28 protein-coding genes are annotated in these 26,704 nt (G+C 71.0%); 7 read left to right on the top strand and 21 right to left on the bottom strand.

The window, feature by feature from the left end; all coding sequences use genetic code 11:
- Positions 1-6: 6 nt before the first annotated feature.
- The 3 genes from Vlu01_RS08095 (at position 7) to Vlu01_RS08085 (ending at position 2,973) form a co-directional block, all read left to right on the top strand.
- Complete coding sequence (locus Vlu01_RS08095; protein ID WP_203996131.1) at positions 7-795, top strand: enoyl-CoA hydratase-related protein; 789 nt, start codon at positions 7-9, stop codon at positions 793-795.
- Between the two features lie 118 nt (positions 796-913).
- Entirely contained in the window at positions 914-1,849 is a 936-nt protein-coding gene (locus tag Vlu01_RS08090; RefSeq protein ID WP_203997044.1) for a hypothetical protein, read from the top strand.
- A gap of 218 nt (positions 1,850-2,067) precedes the next feature.
- On the top strand, positions 2,068-2,973 hold the full coding sequence (locus tag Vlu01_RS08085; protein ID WP_239095779.1) for a phytanoyl-CoA dioxygenase family protein: 906 nt from the start codon (positions 2,068-2,070) through the stop codon (positions 2,971-2,973).
- A gap of 104 nt (positions 2,974-3,077) precedes the next feature.
- Here the strand turns inward: Vlu01_RS08085 and Vlu01_RS08080 are convergent, their stop codons facing one another.
- The 5 genes from Vlu01_RS08080 to Vlu01_RS08060 all read right to left on the bottom strand — a co-directional run bounded on the left by Vlu01_RS08080 (position 3,078) and on the right by Vlu01_RS08060 (position 7,316).
- Positions 3,078-3,719: an MOSC domain-containing protein gene (locus Vlu01_RS08080; RefSeq protein ID WP_203997042.1), complete on the bottom strand. Its 642-nt coding sequence runs from the start codon at positions 3,717-3,719 to the stop codon at positions 3,078-3,080.
- A gap of 177 nt (positions 3,720-3,896) precedes the next feature.
- The gene (locus tag Vlu01_RS08075) at positions 3,897-4,184 is read right to left on the bottom strand and encodes a GlsB/YeaQ/YmgE family stress response membrane protein (protein WP_093407532.1); all 288 of its coding nucleotides are present in this window, start codon (positions 4,182-4,184) and stop codon (positions 3,897-3,899) included.
- Between the two features lie 194 nt (positions 4,185-4,378).
- The gene (locus Vlu01_RS08070; protein ID WP_203996119.1) at positions 4,379-4,669 is read right to left on the bottom strand and encodes a GlsB/YeaQ/YmgE family stress response membrane protein; all 291 of its coding nucleotides are present in this window, start codon (positions 4,667-4,669) and stop codon (positions 4,379-4,381) included.
- Between the two features lie 145 nt (positions 4,670-4,814).
- Positions 4,815-6,689, bottom strand: coding sequence for a translation elongation factor 4 (gene lepA, locus Vlu01_RS08065; protein ID WP_203996117.1), 1,875 nt, complete (start codon positions 6,687-6,689; stop codon positions 4,815-4,817).
- 93 nt (positions 6,690-6,782) lie between these two features.
- Positions 6,783-7,316 (bottom strand): DUF4240 domain-containing protein, encoded by a 534-nt coding sequence (locus tag Vlu01_RS08060; protein WP_203996115.1) that lies wholly within the window; start codon positions 7,314-7,316, stop codon positions 6,783-6,785.
- A gap of 49 nt (positions 7,317-7,365) precedes the next feature.
- On the opposite strand from Vlu01_RS08060, the gene Vlu01_RS08055 reads away from it, so the two are divergent.
- Positions 7,366-8,388 (top strand): phosphotransferase, encoded by a 1,023-nt coding sequence (locus tag Vlu01_RS08055; protein WP_203996113.1) that lies wholly within the window; start codon positions 7,366-7,368, stop codon positions 8,386-8,388.
- A 129-nt stretch (positions 8,389-8,517) separates the two neighbouring features.
- Positions 8,518-8,784 carry a 30S ribosomal protein S20 gene (gene rpsT, locus Vlu01_RS08050; RefSeq protein WP_203996111.1) on the top strand — a complete coding sequence of 89 codons (267 nt, stop codon included), beginning with the start codon at positions 8,518-8,520 and terminating at the stop codon, positions 8,782-8,784.
- 102 nt (positions 8,785-8,886) lie between these two features.
- Here the strand turns inward: rpsT and Vlu01_RS08045 are convergent, their stop codons facing one another.
- From Vlu01_RS08045 to pepN, 10 genes are all read right to left on the bottom strand, one after another.
- Positions 8,887-9,342, bottom strand: coding sequence for a hypothetical protein (locus tag Vlu01_RS08045; RefSeq protein ID WP_239095812.1), 456 nt, complete (start codon positions 9,340-9,342; stop codon positions 8,887-8,889).
- 26 nt (positions 9,343-9,368) lie between these two features.
- A complete protein-coding gene (gene holA, locus Vlu01_RS08040) occupies positions 9,369-10,349 on the bottom strand; it encodes a DNA polymerase III subunit delta (protein WP_203996109.1) in 981 nt (326 codons plus the stop codon).
- 121 nt (positions 10,350-10,470) lie between these two features.
- Complete coding sequence (locus Vlu01_RS08035; protein ID WP_239095811.1) at positions 10,471-12,867, bottom strand: ComEC/Rec2 family competence protein; 2,397 nt, start codon at positions 12,865-12,867, stop codon at positions 10,471-10,473.
- A gap of 29 nt (positions 12,868-12,896) precedes the next feature.
- Positions 12,897-13,829: a ComEA family DNA-binding protein gene (locus Vlu01_RS08030; protein ID WP_203997030.1), complete on the bottom strand. Its 933-nt coding sequence runs from the start codon at positions 13,827-13,829 to the stop codon at positions 12,897-12,899.
- A gap of 274 nt (positions 13,830-14,103) precedes the next feature.
- Positions 14,104-14,877, bottom strand: coding sequence for an SDR family NAD(P)-dependent oxidoreductase (locus Vlu01_RS08025; RefSeq protein WP_308440932.1), 774 nt, complete (start codon positions 14,875-14,877; stop codon positions 14,104-14,106).
- Positions 14,878-14,960: 83 nt separating this feature from the next.
- On the bottom strand, positions 14,961-15,821 hold the full coding sequence (locus Vlu01_RS08020; RefSeq protein WP_203996104.1) for a DegV family protein: 861 nt from the start codon (positions 15,819-15,821) through the stop codon (positions 14,961-14,963).
- 46 nt (positions 15,822-15,867) lie between these two features.
- Positions 15,868-16,533, bottom strand: coding sequence for a histidine phosphatase family protein (locus tag Vlu01_RS08015; RefSeq protein ID WP_203996103.1), 666 nt, complete (start codon positions 16,531-16,533; stop codon positions 15,868-15,870).
- Entirely contained in the window at positions 16,530-16,934 is a 405-nt protein-coding gene (gene rsfS / locus Vlu01_RS08010; RefSeq protein WP_203996102.1) for a ribosome silencing factor, read from the bottom strand. The genes Vlu01_RS08015 and rsfS overlap by 4 nt, the downstream gene beginning before the upstream one ends.
- A 99-nt stretch (positions 16,935-17,033) precedes the next feature.
- A complete protein-coding gene (gene nadD, locus Vlu01_RS08005) occupies positions 17,034-17,630 on the bottom strand; it encodes a nicotinate-nucleotide adenylyltransferase (protein ID WP_203996100.1) in 597 nt (198 codons plus the stop codon).
- 120 nt (positions 17,631-17,750) lie between these two features.
- Positions 17,751-20,264 carry an aminopeptidase N gene (gene pepN, locus Vlu01_RS08000; protein WP_203996099.1) on the bottom strand — a complete coding sequence of 838 codons (2,514 nt, stop codon included), beginning with the start codon at positions 20,262-20,264 and terminating at the stop codon, positions 17,751-17,753.
- A 68-nt stretch (positions 20,265-20,332) separates the two neighbouring features.
- On the opposite strand from pepN, the gene Vlu01_RS07995 reads away from it, so the two are divergent.
- Positions 20,333-20,551 carry a DUF397 domain-containing protein gene (locus Vlu01_RS07995; RefSeq protein WP_093407559.1) on the top strand — a complete coding sequence of 73 codons (219 nt, stop codon included), beginning with the start codon at positions 20,333-20,335 and terminating at the stop codon, positions 20,549-20,551.
- Positions 20,552-20,607: 56 nt separating this feature from the next.
- Here the strand turns inward: Vlu01_RS07995 and Vlu01_RS07990 are convergent, their stop codons facing one another.
- The gene (locus Vlu01_RS07990) at positions 20,608-20,991 is read right to left on the bottom strand and encodes a hypothetical protein (protein ID WP_203996094.1); all 384 of its coding nucleotides are present in this window, start codon (positions 20,989-20,991) and stop codon (positions 20,608-20,610) included.
- Between the two features lie 277 nt (positions 20,992-21,268).
- Between Vlu01_RS07990 and Vlu01_RS07985 the strand changes: the two genes are divergently transcribed.
- Complete coding sequence (locus Vlu01_RS07985) at positions 21,269-22,513, top strand: cytochrome P450 (protein WP_203996093.1); 1,245 nt, start codon at positions 21,269-21,271, stop codon at positions 22,511-22,513.
- A 69-nt stretch (positions 22,514-22,582) separates the two neighbouring features.
- Here the strand turns inward: Vlu01_RS07985 and Vlu01_RS07980 are convergent, their stop codons facing one another.
- The 5 genes from Vlu01_RS07980 to Vlu01_RS07960 form a co-directional block, all read right to left on the bottom strand.
- The gene (locus tag Vlu01_RS07980; RefSeq protein WP_203996092.1) at positions 22,583-23,755 is read right to left on the bottom strand and encodes a zinc-dependent alcohol dehydrogenase; all 1,173 of its coding nucleotides are present in this window, start codon (positions 23,753-23,755) and stop codon (positions 22,583-22,585) included.
- On the bottom strand, positions 23,752-24,387 hold the full coding sequence (locus Vlu01_RS07975) for an SRPBCC family protein (RefSeq protein WP_203996087.1): 636 nt from the start codon (positions 24,385-24,387) through the stop codon (positions 23,752-23,754). The genes Vlu01_RS07980 and Vlu01_RS07975 overlap by 4 nt, the downstream gene beginning before the upstream one ends.
- Positions 24,388-24,584: 197 nt before the next feature.
- Positions 24,585-25,232, bottom strand: a complete 648-nt coding sequence (locus Vlu01_RS07970) for a DUF3618 domain-containing protein (protein ID WP_203996085.1) — start codon at positions 25,230-25,232, stop codon at positions 24,585-24,587.
- A complete protein-coding gene (locus Vlu01_RS07965) occupies positions 25,229-25,684 on the bottom strand; it encodes a phage holin family protein (protein ID WP_203996083.1) in 456 nt (151 codons plus the stop codon). Before Vlu01_RS07965 ends, Vlu01_RS07970 begins: the two co-directional genes overlap by 4 nt.
- Before the next feature lie 32 nt (positions 25,685-25,716).
- Positions 25,717-26,484 carry a hypothetical protein gene (locus Vlu01_RS07960; RefSeq protein WP_203996073.1) on the bottom strand — a complete coding sequence of 256 codons (768 nt, stop codon included), beginning with the start codon at positions 26,482-26,484 and terminating at the stop codon, positions 25,717-25,719.
- Positions 26,485-26,704 lie beyond the last annotated feature (220 nt).

Raw genomic sequence — 26,704 nt, 5'->3', positions numbered from 1 at the left:
CGTCCCATGACGTCCACCGACGCGCTGGTCCAGATCGCCACTGCCCACGGGGTGACCACAGTCACCCTGGACAGCCCACACAACCGCAACGCGCTCTCCACACCGTTGATGACCGAGCTGCTGGCCGGGCTGGCCGCCGCGGTCGCCGACGACGCCGTCCGGGTGATCGTGCTCGATCACACCGGGCCGGTCTTCTGCTCCGGAGCCGACCTGAAGGAGACCGCGGCGGCGTACGCCAGCGGCACGGTGCCCGCCGGGATGCTGGGTGACGTGCTCGCGGCGGTCTGGGAGTGCCCGAAGCCGGTACTGGCGAAGGTCGCCGGCCCGGCCCGCGCCGGCGGCCTCGGTCTGATCGCGGCGGCCGACCTGGCGGTCTGCGCGGCCGAGGCCACGTTCGCCTTCACCGAGGTGCGGATCGGGGTGATCCCCGCGGTGATCTCCGCGACGGTGCTGCCTCGACTGTCCCCTCGCGCGGCGGCCGAGCTGTACCTGACCGGCGACACCTTCGACGGCCGACGGGCCGCCGAGATCGGCCTGGTCACCGCCGCGGTGCCGGCCGAGGAGCTGGATGCCGTGGTGCACCGGTACTGCGACTCGTTGGTGCGGGGGGCGCCGACGGCGTTGGCCGGGGCGAAGCGACTGCTGCGCCGGCCAGCCGCAGCGGATCTGCGCGCCGAACTGGCCGAGTTGGCGGAGCTGTCCACCGGGTACTTCCTGTCCGGGGACGGGATCGAGGGGGTCACCGCCTTCCGCGAGAAGCGGTCGCCGCGCTGGGTGGCGGAACTCGGCAGGTGAGCCACGGCCGGGACGGGGAACCGCACGTTGCGCGTGGACGCCGCAGCGGGGCGGGACCGGCCGGACCACCCGAACGGGTCGATGCGGGACGTACGCTTGGCGAACCTTGACACGGGAGGTGCGGGTGCGAACTCGGGCTGTCGCGACGGGCTTCGTGGTCCTCGTCCTGATCGCCGCGATCGGGATGATCGTGGTGCTGAGGCAGGCCGGCGAGGGGCTACGGCTGCCGCTGGCCGGGCGGGCCTGCACGGTTCAGGCCGACGGCGAGGTGACTCTCGACTCGCAGCAGATGGCGAACGCGGCGACGATCGCGGCGATCGGCGTACAGCGCGAGATGCCCGAGCGGGCGGTGGTGGTGGCGCTGGCCACGGCGTACCAGGAGTCCGGGCTGCGCAACCTGACCGGTGGTGACCGCGATTCCGTGGGGCTGTTCCAGCAGCGGCCGAGCCAGGGTTGGGGCACGCCGGCACAGATTCGCGACCCCCGGTACGCGGCGGGGAAGTTTTACGCGGCGTTGAAGAAGGTGCGCGGCTGGGAGGACATGCGGGTCACCGACGCCGCCCAGAAGGTGCAGCGCTCTGCCTTCCCCGAGGCGTACGAGAAGTGGGCCGACGAGTCGCAGGTGCTGACCCGGGCTCTGCTCGGTCACGCCACCACCGCGGTCACCTGCACGGTGGGCGGTGATCCGGTGCTGCGCGGAGCGGCGGCGATCGCCGCGCTGACCGAGGGGCTGGCGCTCGACTGGGGCCTGGTGGCCGCCAGCTCCGGCGAGGACCGGCCGACCGGCACGGGCTATTTCAGCTCCGCCGTCGACAGCTACGGCAACCCGACCTTGCTGAAGGTGGGGATCGACGGGCTGTCCACCTCTCCCGAGGGCGTGCGGGCCGGCTGGCGGTACGCACACTGGCTGGTCTCCCACGCCAAGCAGAACGGGGTGAAGCGGGTCGCCTTCGACGGCCGGGAGTGGACCGCCAAGCGCGGTGACTGGAAGCGCCTGGCGGAGAGCGAGCGGGGCGACACGGAGGTCCTCGCCGAGGTCCACGAAGACGTCTGAGCGACCCCGATCTCTGTACCCGCAGTCACCGCAAAATCGGGCTATCCGCTATATAAGTGCCCTCCCCGCCACACTGCGTGACTTTACGTAGTCGAGCAACCGCCATCAGTCGCGATGCCTGTGGAAAGGGCTCGGGGTGCCCCCCGGGCGGTCTTCGGGCGCGTTACGATCGGCGGCCTGTGCCAGAAATGGTTTCACCTCTTGGGGAGGGGTACGACGTGGCGTTCGACTACGGCGACCGGACCGGCTACGAACCGATCAGTGACGTCGACCGCAAGGAGTTTCACGAGCAGGGCTTTCTCCTACTGCGCAACGTCCTGACCGAGGATCACCGGGCCGCTCTCGAGGCCGCGGTCGACCGGGTGTACGAGGAGGAGAAGGCCAAGGGCACCACCACCAAGGACGGCACCCTGCACCTGCTGGGCTTCCTTGAGCGGGACGAGCTCTTCGGCGAGTTGCTCACCCACCCGATCGCGTTCCCGTACATGTGGGGGCTGGCCGGGTGGAACATCTACACCCACCACAACCACCTCGACGTCACCCCGCCGGCGTCGGAGCCGGAGAAGCCGTACTGGGGATGGCACCAGGACGGGTACCGGCAGAACTCCGACCCGGAGACGATGGACCCGAACCTGCCGCGGCCGATGTTCTCGCTGAAGGTCGCCTACGTGCTCTCCGACCTGTCGGAGAAGGGTCGGGGCGCGACGAAGGTGATCCCGGGCAGCCACCTGTGGAACTCGCTGCCGCGGCCGACGGACCTGAGCGTGCACAACCCGGATCCGGAGGGCACGGTCGAGATCACCGCCAACCCGGGTGACGCCTTCATCTTCGACCGCCGCCAGTGGCACTCCCGGTCGACGAACCTGTCGAACATCACCCGCAAGATGCTGTTCGTCGGCTACACCTACCGGTGGATCCGCCCGCTGGACGAGCTGCACCCCGACAAGGACGGCGAGTGGTACCGCAACCGCACGCCGGTGCAGCGCCAGTTGCTCGGTGAGGGCACCCACACCGCCAACTACTGGGGCATCAACTGGGACGGCTACATCGACGACGAGATCCCGCTGCGCAAGGAGCTCAAGCAGCGCGGTCTGCTCAACCGCAACATCCCCTGGCTCCGCTGACCGGACCCTGACGAAAGGTCCCGCGCGCCACGACTGTCGTAGCGCGCGGGACCTTTCGCGTCGTCCCGGACCGTACGTGCGGCCAGGGTCGGCCGGCACGCTCGTCAGCCGGCCGGTTCGCTGAGGCGGCGACGCGCCTTCTCCCGGATCGGCTCGGGCAGGTCGTCGGCCTCCAGCAGCCGGGGCAGCAGCGCCGGCTCCAGACTGGTCGCCCGGAACACCTCGCCGACGGTCACCCCGTGCGTCGGCCGGTACACGATCTCGATCTGGTCGCCCGCGCTCACCGCGCCCTCGCGCAGCACCCGCAGGTACGCGCCGGGGGTCGCGCGCACGGTGAAGCGCTTGATCAGATCCGGTACGCCCCAGAAGCCGGCGAAGGTGGTGCACGGCGTACGCGGCGTGGTCACCTGGAGCAGCGCCTCGCCGACGGCCCACTGCTCGCCGATCACGGCACCGGTCACGTCGACCCCGTACGTGGTGAGGTTCTCGCCGAATCCGCCGGGGCGGATGACGCGCCCGAGGTCCGTCTCCCACCAGGCCGCATCCTCCGCCGCGTACGCGTAGACGGCCTTGTCCGGACCACCGTGGTGGGCCCGTTCACCGATGAAGTCGCCCACCACCCCGTCGGTACGGAGAAGCACCGGGCCATCGGCCGGCCGCTTGTCGATGCCGCTGCGCCCGCTCGCGTCACCGGCCCACGCCGCCTGCGTCACGGTGCCGATGTTCACCGATGTCACCTTGCCCATCATGACCCGCATCCTACGGAGCTGCCCTTCTGCACCTCAGCCCTGGCGCTCCGCGACCAGGCCGGCGGCCGTCCGCCGCCGCACCGACAGCGGGCACGACACCGACCACGACGCTGGCCGTACCCATGCGAAAGGCGCCCGACCTCGACGGTCGGGCGCCTTTCCACATTCAGCTGTTTACCGGTGCGTGACACCCCGGCGGTTGCGGCCCACACCGGCGACCAGGGCGACCGCGACGGCCGCCAGCAGCACCTGGAGCATCAGCTCCCGCCAGTCGATGCCGGCGGTCTCGGCGAAGCCGGACGCACGGGCGATCACCGTGCCGAGCAGCGCGGCACCGACACCGATGAGCATGTGCAGCCAGATCGGCATGTTCTGCCGGCCCGGCACCACCAGACGGCCCAGTGCGCCAACGATCAGACCAACGATCAGCGCGGTGATGATGCCCCAGACGGTGAGCTCCATGGTCGCTCTCCTTTACAAAAGACGTTCCACATTTGTGGCGTTCCTGTCGTGACCGCCTAATGCCCGGGGCGTGAAGATCCCAAACCGGCTTTTCTGACCGACAGGTCGCAGCGCCGCCGAAAGAGCACTCCCGCGGGCCCACACGCGAACGGGCGCCCGGCCAGTAGGTCGGGCGCCCGTTACAGCGGATGCGGTTATCGGTGGGTGACACCGCGACGGCGGCTGCCCACACCGGCGACCACGGCGACCGCGATCGCTGCCAGCGCGACCTGGACGGCCAGTTCAGCCCAGTCGATGCCGGCGGTCGCCGTGGCGATGCCCATCGCACGGGCGAGCACGGTGCCGAGCAACGCCGCGCCGACACCGATGATCATGTGCAGCCAGATCGGCATGTCCTGCCGACCCGGCACCACGAGGCGACCGAGCGCGCCAATGATCAGACCAACGAACAGCGCGGTGATGATGCCCCAGACGGTGAGCTCCATGGCGGCACTCCTTATCCAGAAGATGTCATCGGGGGTTCTGCCGTACCGATCACATTCCCTGAACGCCGAATGACCAAACCGCTCGAAGTGCCGTCACGGAGCGCCACCCGTCAATGGCATTTCCGTTGTGCCACCAGCCGGTAGGTCACTTCTTTCCGGTCGCCTTGCCGTCGGAGTCGGAGGAGAGCGCGGCGATGAACGCCTCCTGCGGCACCTCCACCCGGCCCACCATCTTCATCCGCTTCTTGCCCTCCTTCTGCTTCTCCAGCAGCTTGCGCTTACGGCTGATGTCGCCGCCGTAGCACTTGGCGAGCACGTCCTTGCGGATGGCGCGGATCGTCTCCCGGGCGATCACCCGGCTACCGATGGCCGCCTGGATGGGCACCTCGAACTGCTGGCGCGGGATGAGGTTGCGCAGCTTCGCGGCGATCGTGGTGCCGTAGGCGTACGCCTTGTCCTTGTGCACGATGGCGCTGAACGCGTCCACCGGCTCGCCGTGCAGCAGGATGTCGACCTTCACCAGGTCGGACGCCTGTTCGTCGGTGGGCTCGTAGTCCAGCGAGGCGTAGCCCTTGGTGCGGCTCTTGAGCTGGTCGAAGAAGTCGAAGATGATCTCAGCCAGGGGCAGAGTGTACCGCAGTTCCACCCGGTCGGCGGAGAGGTAGTCCATGCCGAGCAGGCTGCCCCGCCGGCCCTGGCACAGCTCCATCACCGCGCCGACGTAGTCGTTGGGGGTCAGCACGGTGGCCCGCACCGTCGGCTCGTACACCTCGGCGATCTTGCCAGTCGGGTACTCGCTGGGGTTGGTGACCACGATCTCCTGGCCATCCTCCTGGATCGCCCGGTAGACGACGTTCGGCGCAGTCGAGATCAGGTCGAGGTTGAACTCCCGCTCCAGCCGCTCCCCGATGATCTCCAGGTGCAGCAGGCCGAGGAAGCCGCAGCGGAACCCGAATCCGAGCGCACCCGAGGTCTCCGGCTCGTAGGTCAGCGCGGCGTCGTTGAGCTTGAGCTTGTCCAGCGCGTCACGCAGGGCCGGGTAGTCGGACCCGTCGATCGGGTAGAGGCCCGAGTAGACCATCGGCTTCGGGTCCTTGTAGCCACCGAGCGGCTCGGCGGCGGGACGGTTGTTGATGGTGACCGTGTCACCGACCCGGGACTGCCGGACGTCCTTCACACCGGTGATCAGGTAGCCGACCTCGCCGACGCCGAGCGCCTCGGACTTGACCATCTCCGGCGAGATGACGCCGATCTCCAGCAGCTCGTGCACCGCGCCGGTGGACATCATCTTGATCCGGTCGCGGGCGCTGATCCGCCCGTCGATCACCCGGACGTAGGTGACCACGCCCCGGTAGACGTCGTACACCGAGTCGAAGATCATCGCGCGGGCCGGGGCATCGGCGTCACCGACCGGCGGGACGAACTGCCGGACGATCTCGTCGAGCAGGTGCGGCACGCCCTCGCCGGTCTTGCCCGAGACCCTGATGCAGTCCGCCGGGTCGCCGCCGATCAGGTGGGCCAGTTCCTCGGCGTACTTCTCGGGCTGGGCGGCCGGCAGGTCGATCTTGTTGAGCACCGGAATGATGTGCAGGTCGTTCTCGAGCGCGAGATAGAGGTTCGCCAGCGTCTGCGCCTCGATGCCCTGGGCCGCGTCGACCAGCAGGATGGCGCCCTCGCAGGCCGCCAGCGAGCGGGAGACCTCGTAGGTGAAGTCGACGTGCCCAGGCGTGTCGATCATGTTGAGCACGGCCTGCTCGCCGGTCCGCTCGCCCTCGCGGATCGTCCACGGCATCCGCACCGCCTGGCTCTTGATGGTGATGCCGCGCTCGCGCTCGATGTCCATCCGGTCGAGGTACTGCGCGCGCATCTGCCGCGGATCGACCACACCGGTGAGCTGCAGCATCCGGTCGGCCAGGGTCGACTTTCCGTGGTCGATGTGAGCGATGATGCAGAAGTTCCTGATCCGCCCCGGGTCGGTGGCACCAGGAGCGTTCGCGCCGGGATCGAGCGTCGGTGGCACAGCGGTCCGTTCTGGTCGGCTGACGTGAGCGGGCCGGCACCGCCGGCCCCCTCTATGCTCCCATGTCCCCGGCGGACATCGGCCGGGCCTCCGTCACTCCTGCGGCGGCTCGACGAAGAGGGCAGCCAGCCGAGGCAGACGGCGGCGCGCCTCCTCCTCGTCGTCGAAGTCCCAGAACTCGTTCAGGTCGGGCTGCGGCGTCGCCGCGCGTTCCCCTGGCAGGTCGGTCGCGGTGGCCTTACGGTACGCGTCCCACGGCACCGCCAGCATGTCCTCGCACTCGAACTCCTCGCCGCTGAGCGAGGCGGACCGGATCTGCGGCAGGTCGGCCAGTGAGTCCGGATCAGCCACCGCTCGGGCGAAGACCTCCCGCCCCTGGGTCATCAGCCAGCCGCGGAAGTACTCGAATCCGTCGTCGGAAGCGCCACCGTTGATCAGGTACGCGGCTCCCCACAGATCCACCCGGTAGGAGGCGGCCAGGACCCGTCGCTGGTGCTGGGCGTACCCGACGATCTCCTCGGGGTCGCGGGCGGCGAGCAACGCGACGGCCCGGGCGGCGATGGCGTCCGGCTCTCCCCCGCCACTGCGGGCGCGGTCGATCAACTGCCAGAAGTCGTCGGTCCTCATGGCCTGGCAGTCTGGCAGACGCCACGCCGGGTGCCCGGATCCGCGCCGGATGTCGCCGCCCCGGTCGACCGCCGGGCAGCATGGTCGGGTGAGCGTTCCGTCCCCGCCCGCCGTGCCGTACCACGCCACCGCGCAGCGACCCGCCTGGCCGTCGCTGCCGGCGCGGCTGCGGGCCGCGGTGGCGGCGCGGTTGGGTGCCCCGGTGGTCCAGGCCCGGACGGCTGGCGCCGGCTTCACCCGCGGCTTCGCCGCGCTGTTGCACACCGCGGACGGACACCGCGCGTTCGTCAAGGCCGCGCCGCAGGCCGAGCAACCGCACCTGGTCGACTGGTACGCCCGGGAAGCCGCGATCCTCACCCGGCTGCCGGCCGGGCTGCCGGCGCCCCGCCCACGCTGGACGTTGTGGGAGGCGGGTTGGTACGTCCTGTGCCTGGACCCCGTCGACGGCCGCACCCCGCGACTGCCGTGGGACCAGACCGAACTGACCGCCACCCTCACCGCTTTCGCCGGGGTCGCCGAGGCACTCGCCGATCCACCGGCGGAGCTGACCGCCCTCGGCCTGCCCCACCTCGCCGACCTGGCCCGCGACGACATCCTCTGGTGGGGCGAGGTCGCCGCCGGCCGGGAGCCGGCACCGCCGCTGCCCGCCCCGGCCAGCGGACGCCTGGCCGACCTGGTCACGCTGGAGTCGCGCCTGCCCGGGTACGCCGTCACCACCGGGCTGACCCACGGCGACCTGCGGGTCGACAACGTCCTGATCGACACCGCCGGCTCGGTCTGGTTCTGCGACTGGCCGTGGCTGTGTCACGGGCCCGCCTGGTTCGACCTGGTCACCCTGCTCATCACCGGGTACGCCGCCGGACTGGACGTCGACGCGCTCTTCGCCGCCCATCCGGCCGCCTCCAGCGCCCCCGACGACGCCCTGGACGTCACGCTGGCCGCCCTGGCCGGCTACCACCTCACCGCCGCGACGTCGGCACCACCGACCGCGTCGGTCCACCTGCCGGCGCACCAGCGGTGGACCGGTGAGCAGGCACTCGCCTGGCTCTGTCAGCGACAGGGCTGGGCCTGACGAGCGCCCTCCGGTGCCGCTTTGGCCCGTCCGGACCGGACCTGGTAACCTGGCTCTTCGCGCAGCGATGACGCATGCTCGTCGCGCGCGCAAGCTGACCAACCCGAGCTATCAAGACGAGGCTGTCGCGTGGCGAACATCAAGTCCCAGATCAAGCGCAACCGGCAGAACGAGAAGCGCCGGCTGCGTAACAAGTCGGTCAAGTCGTCGCTGAAGACCGCCGTCCGCAAGTTCCACGAGGCTGCTGAAGCCGGTGACGTCGAGAAGGCCACCGCCCTCATGCAGGATGCCTCGCGCAAGCTGGACAAGGCGGTCAGCAAGGGCGTCATCCACAGCAACCAGGCCGCGAACCGCAAGTCCGCGATCGCCAAGCGCGTCGCGTCGCTCGCCTCCTGAGCTAGCGCCCAGACCTGACGGAAGCCCCGAGGCACCGCCTCGGGGCTTCCGCACGTTCACTCACCGACCTCTTGATCAGTTCCGGTCGGGCGTACGCCCTGATCAGGATCCGGGCTCGGTGGTTTCCGGTCGAGGCCCGGACCGCTTCCGATCAGTCTCGCCCTCGACGCCGTGCGATGCCGTCCGGTGCGGCTCGTCCGCCGGCTCGGACCGCACCACGACGCCGGGCACACTGTGCCGCAGCCAGTCGACCCGGGCACGCCCGACCACCGGCTCCATCTGTCGACGGAACCGGTCGCGTTCCTGCTCAGGTACGGCCGCGGCGGAGCGCACCACCGCAGCGGCCACCAGGTCGTTGAGCTTGACCATCACGGCCACCACGGCGGGCAGCACCAGCACCGCCCACCAGGTCACCAGTTCGGCGAGCGCGAGCAGGGCCGCCAGCGCGATCGTCCCCTCGAAGAAGATGAAGCAGAGCACCCCGCCGGGGTTGACGAACCGCAGCCCGAGAACCCGCGCGTAGAACGGCCGGTACTGCTCCTCGTCGGCGGGGAGCATGGCCCACGAGCCACGGAGAGTTCCGCTCACCTGGTGCCACCCTGCCGTGCGGCCGCCACCGAGAAGACCGCCCTCTCCAGCGCGTACGCCCGGTCGTCGGAGCCGCCCTTGACCGCCGCGTTGCACTCTGCCGCCGCCCGCATGGCCAGCACCAATCCGTCGGGGGTCCAACCACGGGCCTGCCGTTGGGCCCGCTCGACCTTCCAGGGCGGCATGCCCAGCCTGCTGGCGAGCTGGTACGGACTGCCTCGGCCGGCCGAGGCGACCCGGGCGACGGTACGGATGCCATCGGCGATGGCGTCGGCGATCGGCACCGGGTCCACCCCCACGTGCAACGCCCAGCGCAGGGCTTCCAGCGCACCCGGCAGGTCACCGACCATGGTGGCGTCAGCCACCGTGAACCCGCTCACCTCCACCCGGCCCCGGTAGTAGCGGGCCACGGTGTCGGCGTCGATCCGGCCGTCGGTGTCGGCGATCAGCTGAGAGCAGGCTGCGGCGAGTTCGCGCAGGTCGTTGCCGACCGCCGCGATCAGCGCCTCGGCGGCGTCGTCGGTGCACCGTCCGGCTGCCCGACGGATCTCGTCGCGGACGAAGGACACCCGCTCGCGGTGCCCCTTCAGCTTGGCGGCCGACACGACCTGGGCACCTGCCGCCTTCAGCCCGTCGGCGAACGCCTTGCCCTTCGCCGCCCCGAGGTGCGTCACCACCAGTTGCACCTCCGGGTCGGGGTGCTTCGCGTACGCCAACAGTGCGGCGACGAGATCCTTGCGAGCGTCCTGACCGGACCGGAGCACCAGCACGCGACGCCCGCCGAACAGCGATGGACTGAGCATCTCGTCGATCTCACCGACGGTCAGCTGGCCCGCTTGGTATTCGCGCACGTCGACGCCGGGGTCGGCGGCACGGGCAGCGGCAACGGTTTCGGTCACCGCGCGCGTGGCGAGCAGCTCCTCGTCGCCGAGGACGAGCACAATGGGAGCGGCACTGGCGGCGGTCACGCCGCCCATATTCGCACGCTCGGCCGGCTGGTCCAGCCTGCTCGTCGGTACTCTGCCGGCAGACCCCGCACTCAGCGCAAATCCAGACATAAGTGTTGTCTGCCGTATTTCATCCTGAATTGCCGCCGATTCATCGTGGTCGACGGAGCCGGTCCACACCAGCGGTCACCACCCCGAGCCCTCGGGGTGACCGCACGACCGCCACGTCACCGCCGATGTCGGTACGTAGCACCCGCGCCCCGCCCCGGGCCAGCCGGGCCAGCACCGCCTCGTTGGGATGCCCGTAGGTGTTGCCCACTCCGACCGGCACCAGCGCCACGGTCGGCCGCACCGCGTCCAGAAAGGCCGGATCCTGGTACGCCGAGCCGTGGTGGGCGACCTTGAGCACGTCGGCCCGCAACCACTCCGGTGGCAGGCGCTCCCGCAACGCGCGCTGCTGTTCGACCTCGGCGTCCCCGGTCAGCAGGATCCGCACCCGGTCGACCGTGGCGAGCAGCACCAGAGAGTTGTTGTTCGGATCCGACCGTGTCCCTCGCATCGGGTACCCCGGGCCGAGCACGGTCAGATCGAGAGCGCCGGCCCGATAGCGCCACCCCGCCGGGGCGGGCACCACCGACGTGTCGTGTGCCGCGGCGGTGCGGCGCACCAGCTCCCGCCCGGTCTCCGGCTCCGGCCACTGCGGAACCAGCACCGTGTCCACCCGCCTCCCCCGGAAGATCCCGGCCACCCCGCCGACGTGGTCCACATGAAAGTGGCTGACCACCAGCAGCGACACCCGCCGTACGCCGAGCCGGCGCAGGCAGGCGTCCGCCGCCGCCGGATCCGGGCCGGCGTCGACCACCACCGCCTGGCCGGCCGCCACCGGCAGCAGCACCGTGTCACCCTGGCCCACCGCACACGCCGTGACGACCCAACCGTCCGGTGGCCACCCCGGCGCGATCATCCGCACCGGCAGACTGCCCAGCATGACCGCGACGACGCAGACCGCCACCAGGCGGCGTACCAGAGGACGCCGGGCAGCGACCAGTAACGCCAGGGTCAGCACGGTCAGCAGCAGTGCCCCGGAGATCCCGCCAGGCCAGGGCAGGTTGCCCGCCGGTAGCCGGGCACCGTACCGGGCGACCAGCACCAGCCACCAGGCCGGCCAGTGCGCCAGCCAGGCGACGGTCTCGGCACCGGCCGGCCAGAGCGGCGAGATGATCGCCGCCGCCACGCCGAGCACTGTCGCCGGAGCGATCGCCGGCACCGCGAGAAGGTTCGCCGGCACCGCGACCAGGCTCACCGTACCCGTCAGGCCGGCGATCACCGGCGAACAGGCGAGTTGTGCCGCGGCCGGCACCGCCAGCGCCTCGGCCGCACCGGGCGGTACGCCTCGTCGACGCAGACTGTCCCGCCAGCCCGGCGCGAGCAGTAGTAGCCCACCGGTGGCCAGCACGGACAACGCGAAACCGGCGTCGCCGGCCAGGTCCGGGTCGACCAGCACCAGCACCGTCACGGCGGCGGCCAGCGCGGGCACTGCCGCCCGGGGACGGCCGGCGGCCAACGCGGCGAGCCCGATCGCGCCCATGGTGGCCGCGCGTACCACGCTCGGCGATGGCCGGACCAGGATGACGAAGCCCACCAGGGCCAGCCCGCAGAGGCCCACGGCCAGTGCGGGACCGGCTCGAGCCCAGCGGGCCAGCAACAACACGGCACCTACGACAATCGCGACATTCGATCCCGAAACAGCATTCAAGTGCGTCATTCCGGTGGCTCGAAAGTCCTCCTCCACGGTGTCGGGCAGCCGGCTGGTGTCTCCGACGACCAGGCCGGGCAGCAGACCACCCGGGTCGTCCGGCAGCGGCGCGCACGCTCGCTGAAGGCCGGCGCGGAGCCGTCCGGCCGCACGTTGCAGCGCAGCGGGAGAACCACGTCGGACCGGTGCACCGTCTGCCATCAGGACCGCCCCGGTCAGATCGCCGCCGCGTGGTTGCGCCAGGCGCCCCTCGGTGGTGAGCCGTTGCCCCGGTAGCAGCCCTCGCCACGCCGGGTCGTCGGCGAGCACCAGTACCCGCGCCGATGTGGTGATCCGTTGACCCTGTGAACCGGTCAGCGCCACCAGCCTGGCTGGCACCAGCAGGGTCGGTGGGCGGCCCACGATGCCGCCGCGTACCGGCCTGGGATCGTCCCGGACGACAAGTTCGGTGCTGACCCGGGCGCCCTCGTCGACCAGGACGCGCAGCGGGTCTGCGTCCCGTACGGTCAGCCGTGCGGAGGTGGCTGCCCCGCCGCAGACCACGCCGATCAGTACCGCCACCACGATCCAGCCGTGTCGGCGGACGGCCGGGCCGGGTCGGCCGACGAGTCCGACCAGGTGCAGGGTCGCCATTCCGGCGAGACCAGCCGCTGCGGCTGCCACCAGCAGCGTCCGTCGGGAATCGAGGTGCAGTCCCGCCAACGCGGTGAGCCAGGCCGCCACGGCCAGCCCCGCCATGCGAAGGTCGGGGGCAGCCGCGCTGGCCGTGCCATCGACTCCGCCGGCCGACAGCCCAACCGGGGCGGGCGACGCCTCGGCCCTCACACCGTCACCAGGTCCTTGAGCTGCTCGTACCGTGCGTCCCCGATCCCGTTCACCTGACGCAGGTCACCGACGGATCGGAACCCGCCGTGCTGGTCGCGATGCTCGATGATCCGCTGGGCGAGCACCGGCCCCACCCCGGGCAACGTTTCGAGCTGGGCAGGGGTCGCGGTGTTCAGGTTGACCCGCCCGCCCGCGCCAGGTCCACCTGGGCCTGGTCCGGCACCCGGTGCGGCGCCCGCGGTCACGGTGGCTGCCGGTACGCCGACCAGGATCAGCTCACCGTCGCTGACCCGACGGGCCGGATTCAGCATCGCCACGTCCACCCCCGGCAACGCACCGCCGGCGGCGTCGAGGGCGTCGGACACCCGCGCGCCGGCCGCCAGCCGCACCAGTCCGGGTCGCCGGACCTTACCGGCGACAGCGACCACCAACTCACCGGTCACCTCCGTCTCCGGCACCGCCGGCTCGTCACCGGCCGCGCCGGACGGGTCCGGCGTCACGGCGACACCGGTCTCGGCGACGACCGGCTCCACCTGAGGACGGGACCGCCAGGCCCAGATGCCAGCGGCCAGCACCACCAGGACGGCGACGGCCGCGAGCGCCCGGACTCCCCGTCGCCCCGGATCGAAGGCAGCAGGCCCCGGCAGCGGGAGCCCCGACGACGCCTCGTCAACCGTCCGCCTCCGCTCGACGTCGACCGGCCCCTCGTCGTCGGCACGAACCGGACCACCGGCCCGGGCCGGCCGGGCGGCCCGAACCTGCCCGGTGTCACCGACCTCCTCGAAGGTCGGGACCGGCAGCAGCACGGTCGGCCAGTCGGCCACCGGCGGCAGCACCCCGGACGGTGGCGGCCCAGCTGATCCCGCCGCCCTCGGGTCTTCGCCCGGCGGTGCGGCGGCATCCGCTGGGAGGTCTGACGCACCGGGCATCAGTCGCCACAGACGCTGCCGGACCACCTGTTCGTCCTCGTCCTTCGACACGGCGCGAGGCTAGGGCGGTCAGCCCCCGGCCGGGGCGACGAGCCGACCGGGCTGTGGACAGCCCGGGACTCTGTGGACAGCGCCCTGATCATGCATCGGATCTGGTATGGACCCGGCTTGTCGGATCGCCGCCGTCGTGATCCCACCGCCGCGTGCGCCGGTCGCGGTGAGCCGTTTCACGGTCGTGCCAGGCAGCGCCCCGGAGGCGGTCTCGGTCACCACGTCAGTCCGTGCGTGACTCCGGGTCCAGTCCAAGGACGATGCGTCCGCCGTCGACCGGCAGGGTCACCCCGTTGACGAAGCTTGCCGCCGGCGAGAGCAGGTACGCGACCGCCTCCGCCACCTCCTGGGGCTGCCCGATCCGGCCCACCGGGTGCAACCGGGCCATTTCCGCCTCGATCCGGCGCGCCTGCTCGGGCGGGGCTTCGGCGAGCAGCGCCTCGTGTCGTTCGGTGGTCACCGAACCCAGGGCCACCGCGTTGGCACGGATGTCGTGTCGGCCGTACTCGACGGCCAGCGCTCGGGTCAGCCCCTCCACCGCCGCCTTGGCAGTGGCGTACGGCAGGCAGCCGGGCACCGGTCGGCTCGCCTGATGGGACGAGACATTCACCACCGCGCCGGCCGTGCCGGCGGCGAGGAAACGGCGTACCGCGGTGGCGGCACCGACCACAGTGGGACGCAGGTTGCGGGTGATCAGATCGACGACCTCACCGACCGGCGCGTCGTGGACCGAAGCATCGCGGAACACCGCGGCGTTGTTCACCCACCCGGTGAGCGGCTGGGCGCGCTCGGCCAGGTCAGCGGCCCGACCGGCAACGCGCTCGTCACCGGCGTCACCAACCACCGCCGCGAGTTGGTCAGCCCGGGGGTGACCCTTCATCCAGGACACGGCGTCCGGATCGCGTTCGATCACCACGACCGGCCGGCCGTCGGCGAGCAGCCTCTCCACGATGCCTCGGCCGACCCCCCGGCCGCCACCGGTCACCACACAGGACACCGTCCCCACCTCCCCGACCCGGGACCTGCGACCAATCCTCGCCCACCGCCGCCACAGGGAGCAGGTTCACGATCAGGGGCAGGTCAGGCGACAGGGTCCGGCCTGCGGTGAATCACCACGCTGGCGAGGCCGGGCCCGACGTGCACCGCGACGGCGGCACCGGCCTCGGAGACGTACACGTCGCGCAGCCGATCGCCGAGCCGAGCGGTCAGCGTGTCGAGGAGTTCCTCGGCACGCTGCGGGGCGTCGAGGTGGTGCACGGCCAGGTCCACCGGGACGTCGCCGGCCGCCTCGACGGTGAGGTCGACCAGACGCGCCATGCCCCGACTGGCGGTTCGGACCTTGTCCCGCAGCACGATGCGCCCATCGGGCATGTGCAGGATCGGCTTGACCGACAGGGCGGTGCCGAGCAACGCCTCGGCCGCGTTGATTCGCCCGCCTCGGCGGAGGAACTCCAGCGTGTCGACGTAGAAGTGGATGCTGGTACGGCTGATGGCGGCTGTCGCCGCAGCCCGTACCCCGGCCAGGTCTGCTCCCCGCGCGGCGGCCCGGGCCGCCGCGATCGCCGGGAAACCGAGCCCCATCCCGCAGGAGCGGCTGTCGACCACGCTGACCCGATCGCCCAGTTCGGCAGCGGCCAGCTCAGCGGCCTCCACCGTGCCGGAGAGCCCGCCCGACAGGTGCACCGAGACGACGCCTTCGGCCCCGGCCGCCAGCAGTTCCCGGTACGTCCGGCCGAACTGTTCCGGCGACGGGCGTGAGGTGCTCACCGACACGCGTCGCGCGCGCAGCGCCCGGGTGGCGTCCGCAGGGAAGGTCTCGACGCCTTCCAGCCCTTCGACACCGGCCAGCACCACGGTCAGCGGCACCACGGTCAGCGGGTGCTCTCGCCGCAGCTCGGGTGGAAGGTAGGCGGTGGAGTCGGTGACGACCGCTACTGGCATGCGGGCACCGTAGCCGATCAAGCTGGACGACCGCCTGATCGCGTCCTCAGACCGCTTCGGCGGAAACCGGTACGACGCTCGCGGCGGTGCTGGTCGCAGCGGCGGGGACGTCCATCGGGCCGACGTTGTGGGCGCGCAGGTGCCAGCCACGCTCGACGTCGTGGCGCAGCTCCGTCCAGTGACAGTTGCCCAGCGAGCCGAGGGTACGCAGCACCTCGCGCTCCCAGCCGAGCAGGTGGCCGCAGCCCTGCCGGGCCGCGCCGCCGTGGGTGGCCACCACGACAGTGCCGCCCGGCATCTCCTCAGCGACCTCCTGCAGGGCGGTGCCGATGCGTTTGCCCAAGTCGTCCAGCGGTTCGACGTCCGCTCCCGGGTCGGGATCCCCGGCCCGCCAGCGGGCGTACTCCTCGGGGAACCGTTCGACGACCTCGGTGAGCAGCAACCCCTGCCACTGACCGAAGTGCCGTTCGCGGAGCCGGGCGTCGGAACGTACCGGCAGGCCGGTCAGCGCGGACAGCGCGGCGGCGGTCTCCGCGGCGCGGCTCAGGTCACTGGCGACCAGGGCGTCCGGACGCAGGGTGGCCAGCAGTGCCGCCGCGCTACGCGCCTGTTCCCGGCCGAGATCGTTCAGCGGTACGTCGGTCTGTCCCTGCACCCTGCTGGTGGCGTTCCAGTCGGTGTTGCCGTGCCGCCAGATGATCAGTCTGGTCACTCGCCCGGTCCGGCGGTGGCCTCGACGCGGGCGAGGTCCCGGTCGACGAACGGGATGGTCGGGCAGTCCTTCCAGAGCCGGTCGAGGGCGTAGAACTCGCGTTCCTCCGTGTGCTGCACATGCACCACGAGGTCGACGTAGTCGAGCAGCACCCACCGGCCGCCGCGCTCGCCCTCGCGTCGCACCGGCTTCGCCTTCTCCGGCAGGTCGAGCAGGGCTTCCTCGATGGCGTCGACGACGGCCAGCACCTGGCGCTCGTTCGGGGCCGCGGCGAGCAGGAACGCGTCGGTGATGGCGAGCTGGTCACCCACGTCGATGATGACGATGTCCTGAGCCTTCTTGTCGGCCGCGGCCTGGGCGGCGACGATCGCCAGCTCGTAAGCGCGTTCGGAAACTGTCACCGTTCTCCTTCGATCAACCGTGCGATGCTTCCAGCCTCTCACACGGCCCGGATTCACGACTCGTCAGTTTCACCCGGAAAGAGGGACAGAACGGCCGAATCACGCCCGGTAGAGACGCCTTTTTGCGATGTACTGCACCACACCGTCCGGCACCAGGTACCAGACCGGCTCGCCCCGGGCGACCCGCGCCCGGCAGTCGGTGGACGAGATGGCCATCGCCGGCACCTGCACCAGGCTGACCGCGTCCTCCGGCAGGTGCGCGGCGGTCAGCGCGAAGCCCGGCCGGGTCACCCCGATGAAGTGCGCCAACTCGAAGATCTCGTCGAGATCCTTCCAGCTCAGGATCCGTTCCAGGGCGTCCGCGCCGGTGATGAAGAACAGTTGCGCCTTCGTCCCGTACTGGGAGCGCAGGTCACGCAGGGTGTCGACGGTGTAGGTGGGCCCACCGCGGTCGATGTCGACCCGGCTCACCTGGAACCGCGGATTGGAGGCCGTGGCGATCACGGTCATCAGGTAGCGGTCCTCGGCCGAGCTGACCGGGACATCAGCCTTCTGCCACGGCTGCCCGGTCGGCACGAAGATCACCTCATCAAGGCCGAACCGGTCCGCCACCTCGCTCGCGGCCACGAGATGCCCATGATGGATCGGATCGAACGTCCCGCCCATGATCCCGATCCGCCGGATGTCTTCCTGCACCGGATGATCGTAGAGCCTCTCCTGTCGACCGGGTGGGCACACCTGATCTCACCCGACTCACCCGAGCTGGCCGACCAGTTCCCGGTCCGTCACGACCGTACGCAGGCCGGCCAGCACAGGTCAGGCGGTCGTGGCCGCCACCGCCGTGCGCGCCACCAGAGCCCGGCGCAGATCGTCGTCGGCATCGGTGACCACCCGACGCAGCCCCGGCGTGAGGTCGTCGCGGGCCAGCAGCGCCGCGGCCGCCTCCCGGGTCGGCTGGGACACCGCGTGGCGGGGAAAGGCCAGCTTGGCGACCTCCTCGGCCACCCAGGGCGTACGCAGCCGCGCGGCGGCCGGCATGTCGGCGAAGTAGCGCGCGACATAGGCGCTGGTCAGTTCCGCCTGCTCGGGCTGCCAGAAGCCTTCCGCCGTCGCCTCGACCAGCCGATTCGACAACTCCGTGTTCGACACGATGATCTCCCACGCGGCCTGCTTGGCAGCGGGTTCGGGCAGGGCGGCCCGGCACCGGGCGGCCCGCTCGGCACCGGTGGCGCTCGGGTCAGCCGTCATCTCGGCCGCGATCTCGGTCGCACCGGCGGCACCGAGTACCACCAGCCGGCCCAACAGCGCCCACCGCAGTTCCGCGTCCACCGCCAACCCGGCGGGTACGGCCCGGCCGGCGAGCCAGCCGGTGAGCAACTCGACGTCGGTGCTCGCGGCGATCAGCCCTCGCGCGGCGGCCAGTTGCAGCGACTCCCCCGGCGCGGCGCCGTCGAGCAACCGCCGGCAGGACTCGGCGACCCGGGCCAGGGCGGACCGTCGGGCCAGCGGGTCGAGGTAGCGGTCGATCAACGCACGGCTCATCGCCAGTACGTCCTCAATAATGATCACTTCCGTCTCGGCCGGCAACGCCGCGGCGATCAGGTCGACCAGACCGGTGACCGGACGCTCCCCGTCGGTCGCCGCATCCAACGCCTCACCCCAGAGCAGGGCGCGGGCCAGCGGGTCGGCGAGGCGGGGCAGCAACAGTGGCACCGCATCGGCCGAAGCGGCGTCCAGGCGGATCTTGGCGAAGGTCAGGTCACCGTCGTTGGGTAGTAGCACCGCGGCCGCCGGCTCCCCGGTGAGCCCGGCCAGCCGGGTACGACCGTCGTCGGTCTTCGGGTCGAGGTCGACCTCGATCCGCTCGGCGGTGCCGTCCACGGCGTACCGGCCCACGCCGATGCGGTGCGGACGCAGCACCGGGTGTGTCGACGGCGCGGTCTGGGCGATCACGACCTCGTGGTAGCGCCCGTCGGCATCCAACGCCACCTCGGCCCGCAGGGTGTTGACCTGCGCGGTCCGCAACCAGCCCTCGGCCCAGTCGGTCAGGTCACGCCCGCTGCTGGCGGCCAGGCTCTCCAGCAGGTCGGTGAGGGTGGCGTTGCCGAAGCGATGCCGGGCGAAATGGTCGTTGAGACCGGCCAGAAACGCTTCGTCGCCGAGCCAGGCCACCAGTTGCCGCAGCACGCTGGCCCCTTTTGCGTACGAAATGCCGTCGAAGTTGAGCAACCCCTCGGCGGCGTCGGCGACCCGCTCGGGTGCCACCGGATGGGTCGACGGGCGCTGGTCGGCGGCGTATCCCCACGCCTTGCGGCGCAGCGCGAACGTCGTCCACGCCCGGTCGAACCGGGTCGCCTCAGCGGTGACCCGGGTGCCCAGGTACTCCGCGAACGACTCGTTCAACCACAGGTCGTCCCACCATCGCATGGTGACCAGGTCACCGAACCACATGTGGGCCATCTCGTGGGCGATGGTGGTGGCGCGCAGCTCACGCTGGCTGTCGGTGACCGCCGAGCTGAACACGTAGTCGTCGCGGAAGGTGACCAGACCCGGATTCTCCATCGCACCGGCGTTGAACTCGGGCACGAACGCTTGGTCGTACTTGCCGAACGGGTAGCGCTCGTCGAACAACTGGTGAAAGCGGTCGAGGCACTGCTTCGTGACGGTGAAGATCTCCGCCGCGTCGGTGTCGAGGTGCGCGGCGAGTGATCGCCGGCAGTACACCCCCAGCGGTATCCCGTCGTGGCTGTCCCGGCGGACATGCCAGGGACCGGCGATCAGGGTGAAGAAGTACGTCGCGATCGGCAGGGTGGGGGCGAACTCCCAACGGCCGGGCGTCGGGTTGGCGGCCAGTTCCCCGTTGGCCGCCACCGTCCAGTGCTCCGGCGCGGTCACCGACAACGTGACCGGCGCCTTCAGGTCCGGCTGGTCGAAGGCGGCGAAGACCCGCTGCACGTCGTCCAGGAACGACATCACGTAGAGGTAGGTCTCGCCGTCGGCGGGGTCGACGAAGCGGTGCATCCCCTCGCCGGTGTTCGTGTACGCCATCTCGGCGTCGACGGTCAGCGTGTTCTGCGCCGCCAAGCCGGTCAGCGGCAGCCGGTTGTCGTCCAGCGTCGCGGGATCGAGGTCGGTGTCGTTGAGGCGTACGGCGAGCAGCTTCGCCGGCTTGACCTCGGCGAAGCTGTCGGTGCCGGTGGCTCGGAACCGGATCGTGACGTGGGAGCGGAACCGCTCACCGTCCCCGGTCAGGTCGAGGTCCACCTGGTAGGACTCGACGGTGATCGACGCGCCACGCGCGGTCGCCTCTGCACGGCTCAGGCTCGGCATCCGCTTATCCTGCCCGATGAGGGAACGAACGGGCTTCCCCATTTCCCCTGGTACTGGAGGACGGGACCATGACAGCGCACCCCAAGGGTGACTTCGACCTCTCCCGGGCGGTCTGGCAACGGGCCGAGGGCGACACCTCGGAGGCCGCGGTGGAGGTCGCCTTCGTCGACGATCTCATCGGCATGCGCAATTCCGCCGAACCGGACGGCCCGGTGCTGGTGTTCACCCAGGCCGAATGGGACGCCTTCGTCGCCGGTGCCCAGGACGGCGAATTCGACCTGGACTGAGCCCGAGTGCGGTGTCCAGGAATGTTCATCCGGGCCGACGTTCCTGGACATCGCACCTAGCCACGGTCACCGTCACCCCAGCCGAGGCCACCGGGCCCGGGCGCGTGATGGAAGCCTGGGTGGCCGGCGACGTCGACGCAACGCTCGCCGTCCGGCCCGAGTGCCCCGCAGAACAGCCGCTCCGCACGCTGCCAGGCATCGGCCGGTGACAGCGCGGAGGCACCGATCGCCAGCTCGGGTCGGAGAACACTCAACGCCTCGGCGTACCCGACGGCCGTCTCACGGGCGGTGACGAGGTCGACGGCGACGAAGCCGAGATGCACGGTGAAGTGACGGTCGGCGCGGGACGGTTGGCGGGGCGGCGCCACCAGCGGCGGCCGTTCCGCACCGGACACCCCGGTCATCCACCGCCGCCAGTATGTCGCTTGGTTGTCCCGCATCAGTCCTCCCCGTGGCACGCCGAACGCTGATCGGCGGCGCACGGACAACAAATCGGGCCCGAGCCGGATGACCGCCATGCACAGCGGGCCGGCGACGCCGCCGCTGTCAAGCAAACCAGGCTCACCCGGTCCTGGGAGGGGCCAGCAGCGGACAGCCCGGCCGGTCGGCGACGGCCGCGTCCCGCAACCGGGGTTCAGCCGCCCTGACCTGGGTAGAAACACAACGTGCGACCGACGAACGGCCCGGCGACGGCCGCGCCCGGCAGCAGGGGGCCTGATGGCGACCATCCCGACGGACCGCAGCCCGGACAGCACGCTGGCCTTCCTGCGGATCGGCTACCCGTTCATCGGGCAGCGATGCGAGCGGTACGGCTCCGACATCATCCAGACCCGTCTGCTGCTGACACCGACGATCTGCATGCGGGGCCGGGCCGCCGCCGAGCTCTTCTATGACACCGACCGGTTCATGCGGGAGGGTGCCATGCCGGCCCGCGGCCAGCGGACACTGACCGGTCGGGGCGGCGTCCAGGGCCTCGACGGCGACGCCCACCACGACCGCAAGGCCATGTTCCTGTCGCTGATGACACCGACTGCGGTCCAGCGGCTCGGACAGCTCTTCACCGACGAGTGGCGGGCCCGGTTGCCCGCCTGGGAACTGGCCGGGACGGTGACCCTGCACCCCGAGGTCGCGTCGATGCTGACCCGGGCGGTCTGTGCCTGGGCGGGGGTGCCGCTGGCCGAAGGCGAGTTGGATCGGCGTACCACTGACCTACAAGCCATGATCGACAGCGCCGCGTCGGTCAGCCACCGCCACTGGCGTGGCCGGTTGGGCCGGAAGCGAAGCGAGCACTGGGCCGGTGACCTCGTCGAAGGGATACGCGGCGGCTCGCTGTCCGCGCCCGAGGACACCGCCCTGCGTGTGATCGCCGAGCACCGCGACACCGAGGGACGCCTGCTGCCTCGCCGGATCGCCGCGGTGGAGCTGCTCAACGTGATCCGTCCGACCGTCGCCGTGGCCCGGTTCGTGGTCTTCGCCGCGCTGGCCCTGCACGACCATCCCGCCTGGCGGCAGCGGGTACGCGACGAAGACGCCATCGAACAGTTCGTGCAGGAGGTGCGCCGCTACTATCCGTTCTTCCCGGTGGCCGCGGCCCGGGTCCGGCGTGCCTTCGACTGGCACGGATACCACTTCCCGCAGGGTCGGCGGGTGCTGCTGGACCTCTACGGCACCGATCACCATCCGGAGCTGTGGCCGGAGCCGGAACAGTTCCGGCCCGAGCGCTTCGCCGGTTGGCGGGGTGACCCGTTCGCGCTGGTGCCACAGGGTGGCGGGGGTCATCTCACCGGGCACCGCTGTGCCGGCGAGTGGATCACCATCGAACTCATGAAGCGGGCGGTCACCGTGCTGACCGACGTCATCCGCTACGACGTACCGCCGCAGGACCTCGCGGTGGACCTGAGTCGGATGCCGGCGCTGCCGGGCAGCGGTTTCGTGGTCACCGCCGTGCGGCGCACCGACTGAGCCCTCGCGCTCGGGCCGGCCCACCGGCCAGCCGTCCCGCCACCGGGGTCACCGGTGGCGGGACGGAGATCAGGCCGGGTGCAGCACCGTGCGCAGGCAGCCGTCCTGCTTCTTCTCGAACATCTCGTAGCCGCGTGCGCCCTGCTCCAGCGGCAAGGGATGGGTAGCCAGGTAACCGGGGTCCATCTCCCCGGCGGCGAGCCGGTCGAGCAGCATCGGAATGTACCGCTGGGCGTGCATCTGCCCCATCCGCAGCACCAGGGCCTTGTTCATCGCCGCACCCAGCGGGAACTTGTCCACCAGTCCGGCGTAGACGCCGACGATGCTGACCGTGCCGCCCTTGCGTGCCGCCATGATGGCCTGCCGAACGGAGGTCGGCCGGTCGGTCTGCAGGCGGGCGCTCTGCTTGGCCTTGTCGTAGGCGTACACCGGGCCGACGTCGTGGGACTCCATGCCCACCGCGTCGATGCAGGCGTCAGGTCCGCGCCCGGAGGTCATCTCGCGCAGCGCCTCCAGCACGTCGGTCTCGGCGTAGTTGACGGTCTCCACGCCGAGCCGGTCGGTTGCGGTGGCCAGCCGCTCGGGTAGCCGGTCGACCATGATGACCCGGCCGGCACCGAGCAACTGCGCGGCTCGGGCGGCCATCTGGCCGACTCCCCCGGCCCCCCACACCGCGACCACCTCGCCACCGGTGAGGTTGCAGAAGTCGGCCGCCATCCAACCGGTCGGCATGGCGTCCGAGGCGAAGACCGCCGCGTCGTCGGACACCCCGTCGGGCACCTTGAACGCCCCGATGTCGCCGAACGGCACCCGCACGTACTCCGCGTGGCTGCCGGAGTAGCCCCCGGCCGCGTGCGAGTAGCCGAGAATGCCGGCCGGCGAGTGCCCCCACAGCTTCTCCGCGAAGACCGGCTGCGGATTCGAGTTGTCGCAGAGCGAATACTGCTCGGTCCGGCAGTACCAGCAGCCACCGCAGGCCACCACCGAGCCGACCACCACGCGGTCGCCGACAGCCAACCGCCGTACCCCGGGCCCGACCTCGACCACCTCGCCCATGAACTCGTGGCCCAGGATGTCTCCCTCCCGCATGGCGGGGATGAAGCCGTTGATCAGATGCAGGTCCGAACCGCAGACGCTGCTGGACCGGACCTGGACGATGATGTCGCCGTCGGCGCGTACGCGCGGCTCCGGCACGTCGCGTACCTTCAGCTTGCCGACACCCTCCCAGCACAGCGCCCTCACGCCCGACCTCCCATCGCCAGCCGCTCCCGGATCTCGTCGGTGGTGCGTTCCTGTGCCCGACTCCGTCCGGACGGGTCCCGCCGGGTCTCGACGACCTGACCGCACTCGATCAGCGACTTGACCCGGCGCAGCGTGTCCCGCAGCCGCAGGTCAGGCTCGTCACCGCTGGCCAGGCCGAGAGCCCGGCGCAGCGGGCCGGAGCGGTACCTCAGCTCCGCGCGGATCTCCGTACCTCGGCCCTGTGGTGCGGGCGCCAGTTCCACCGTGCCCTGCTGCTTCGGACCGCCGATGACCTGCCAACGCAACCGGCCCGGACCGGTCACGGTGATCTCGGCCTGCCATTCGGTGTCGCCGCTGTCCGGATCGCGCGACACGCACCGCCACCGGTTTCCGTCGATCTGCTCCAGGGTCGCCCGCTCGGCCAGGGCACGGTCGAGCCGCTCGCGTTCCCTCCAGAAGCCGATCACCGCTTCGACCGGCCGGTCGACCGTCACCCCGCGCCGGACCACATACCAGCCGTCCTCCCGGTGGGGCTGATGCCGCCGCCGTCGTCGACGTACCGCACGGCCGACGCCGATCGCGGTCACGGTCGCGGCACCCACCGCAGCCAGCCTCGTTGCGTTGCTCCTCATCGCGCCCTCCTCCGCCCTGGGCGGCCGGTTGCCCGACCGCCGTTGGAGGCGCTACCCGGCATGGCAGCCCCGAAACGGGATGACAGCGAGGGCTCCTCCATCGGGTTGCCCGAGGAAGAGCCCTCGTCTGGCTGACACCGACGCCGCTTTCGGTGCGCGGGACGGACCCGCGACCACCGGCTGAGGGTGCTGCCCGGTCAGCGCACGTGGTCCCGGGAGTGCTCTACCTGGCCCTTCACGTCGTGAGCCGCAGACCGCGTGTCGTCGGTCACGGTCTGCACGGCGTCCTGCGCGGTGGCCTTCACCGACTCAGCAGCCTGTTGCGCCGGCTCGCGCAGTTCCTCCTTCATCTCGCTCGCCACCTGGCTCAGCTTCTCGGTCACCGCCGAACCATGCTCACCGGCCTTCTCCCGGGCCTGGGTGGCCAGTTGCTGCTCACGCTGGGTGGGCGGGATGAGCGAGGAGACGAGCATGCCGACGCCGAAGGCGATGAGGCCGGCAGCCAGTGGGTTTCCCTCGGACTTGCGCCGGATGAGCTGCGGGGCGCGATGTGCCGCGTCACCGACGGCCGAGGCGGCCGAGTGCGCGGCGTCGCCGACCGCGGACGCGGTCGCGGCGGCACGATCGCCGGCCGAATGGGCACTCCGGCTGGTCTGCTGGCCGAGATCGGATGCGGTTCCCATTACCGTGTCCCTCACATTCTGCAACGCGGTACGCACCCGCTGCTTTCGATCATCGACGATGCGGCCCGGGCTGACCTTGTACGCCAGGGCGTCCACATCAGAACTCAGGTTGTCGCGGGTGACTTCGATCTCCCGACGGATCTGGGCGGGGTCAGTGCTCATCGGGTCACTCCCTCCGGATGTGGCTTGAGCGCGTCGGGGATGCGCTGCACGGTTTCGTTGGTCTGCTTGAGCCCGCGGATGCGCTCCGCATTCCGGCGGCCCATCGTGTAGAGCAGCGCCGCGATCGTCGCCCAGATGATGGCCACGATCAGCGCCGCCCAACCGGCGTCCATCACGTTGGACAGGCCGGCCCAGAGCGCCAGGGAGAGAAACAGGGCGACCATGTACGCACCGAAGCCGGCACCGCCGAACAGGCCGGCGGCCTTGCCCGCCTTCTTCCCCTCCTGGCGGATCTCGGCCTTCGCCAGCTCCACCTCCTGCCGCATCAGCGTCGACAGATCGCTGGTGACCTGGCGCATCAGCTCACCGATGGAGCTGCCCCGAACCTCCTCTGCGGAGGGCGGGTGATGGTTCCGAGCGTCCGCTCCGGAACCGTGCGTCGGCACGGTCATGCCGTCGCCTCCCTTCGGATGATCAGGGGTTCTCATGGGCGCGTGGCTCCGCTCGACGGCATACCCGGCAGCGGGTCGGTCCGGTCCACCGGAGGCAGCGGCGTGCCGGTGCCAGAGGGGTTCTCGTCGATCGGCTGGAAGCCGGTAGGTTCGGCACGCGGGTCGGGGTTGCCCGCAGCGGACAGACCCGCCGACCCGACGGGCGACGCGGGCGGCGGAGCCTGCGTCGGCAGGGCCATGGTCCGGTCGGGGTCGCCGTACGGGTCATCGGTGGAGGCATGGCCGGGACGGTCGTCGCCACTCCCGGAGAGGTTGCGGGTGAGCCGGCCGGCGACCACACCGAGCAGGGCCGCGCCGACCAGGAAGGTGCCAGGGTTGCGGCGTGCGTAGTCGCGTACCTCGGTGAGCAGGTCGCCGGGTTCGCGCTGCTCCAGCCAGCCAGCCACACCGTGTACCCGGTCGGACGCCTGACGGGCGAGTTCGCTCACCGGGCCGGCCTGGCCTCCGTTGTCGGCCATCGAACGCATCTCGTCGGCCAGCGAGCGCAGGCCACCGGCGGCACGTCGCTGCTGCTCCCCGGCTTGACCGGCGAGTTGCGTACGAGCCTCGCCGTACAGGTCGCGGGCCTGGCGGGCGGTCTCCCGGCCAACCTCCCGACCCTGCTCACGGGCAGTCTCGGCCACCGCTCCACCGGCGTGCACGGCCTCCGAGCCGACCTGGCGGGCCTGTTCGCGGACGCCGCTGCCGTTCGTCGAATCGGGCTCGTGAGTCCTGGGGGTGGATGACAGATCGTAGGTCATGATGTCCCTTCCGCTGCGGGATCGTCGCGGGTGTTGGGGGTGCGGCCGACGATGTCGCCGCCGCTGATTGACCTACCCTGCGATCGGCCTCCCATGCTCGATCCTGGATTTCTCTGCGGGACTACCGGACCGGACGACAAGATGAAGGATCGGCGGGACGACTCACGTCACGAAGCGTGGCCGTCTACCTGTCAGACCGTCGCGAGGTCGGTCCCGCGAT

This window comes from Micromonospora lutea (assembly GCF_016863535.1).
GTDB classification, from domain to species: domain Bacteria; phylum Actinomycetota; class Actinomycetes; order Mycobacteriales; family Micromonosporaceae; genus Micromonospora; species Micromonospora lutea.
The sequence above is the reverse complement of the archived record's forward strand: the minus strand, read 5'-3'. Positions and strand labels throughout refer to the sequence as shown.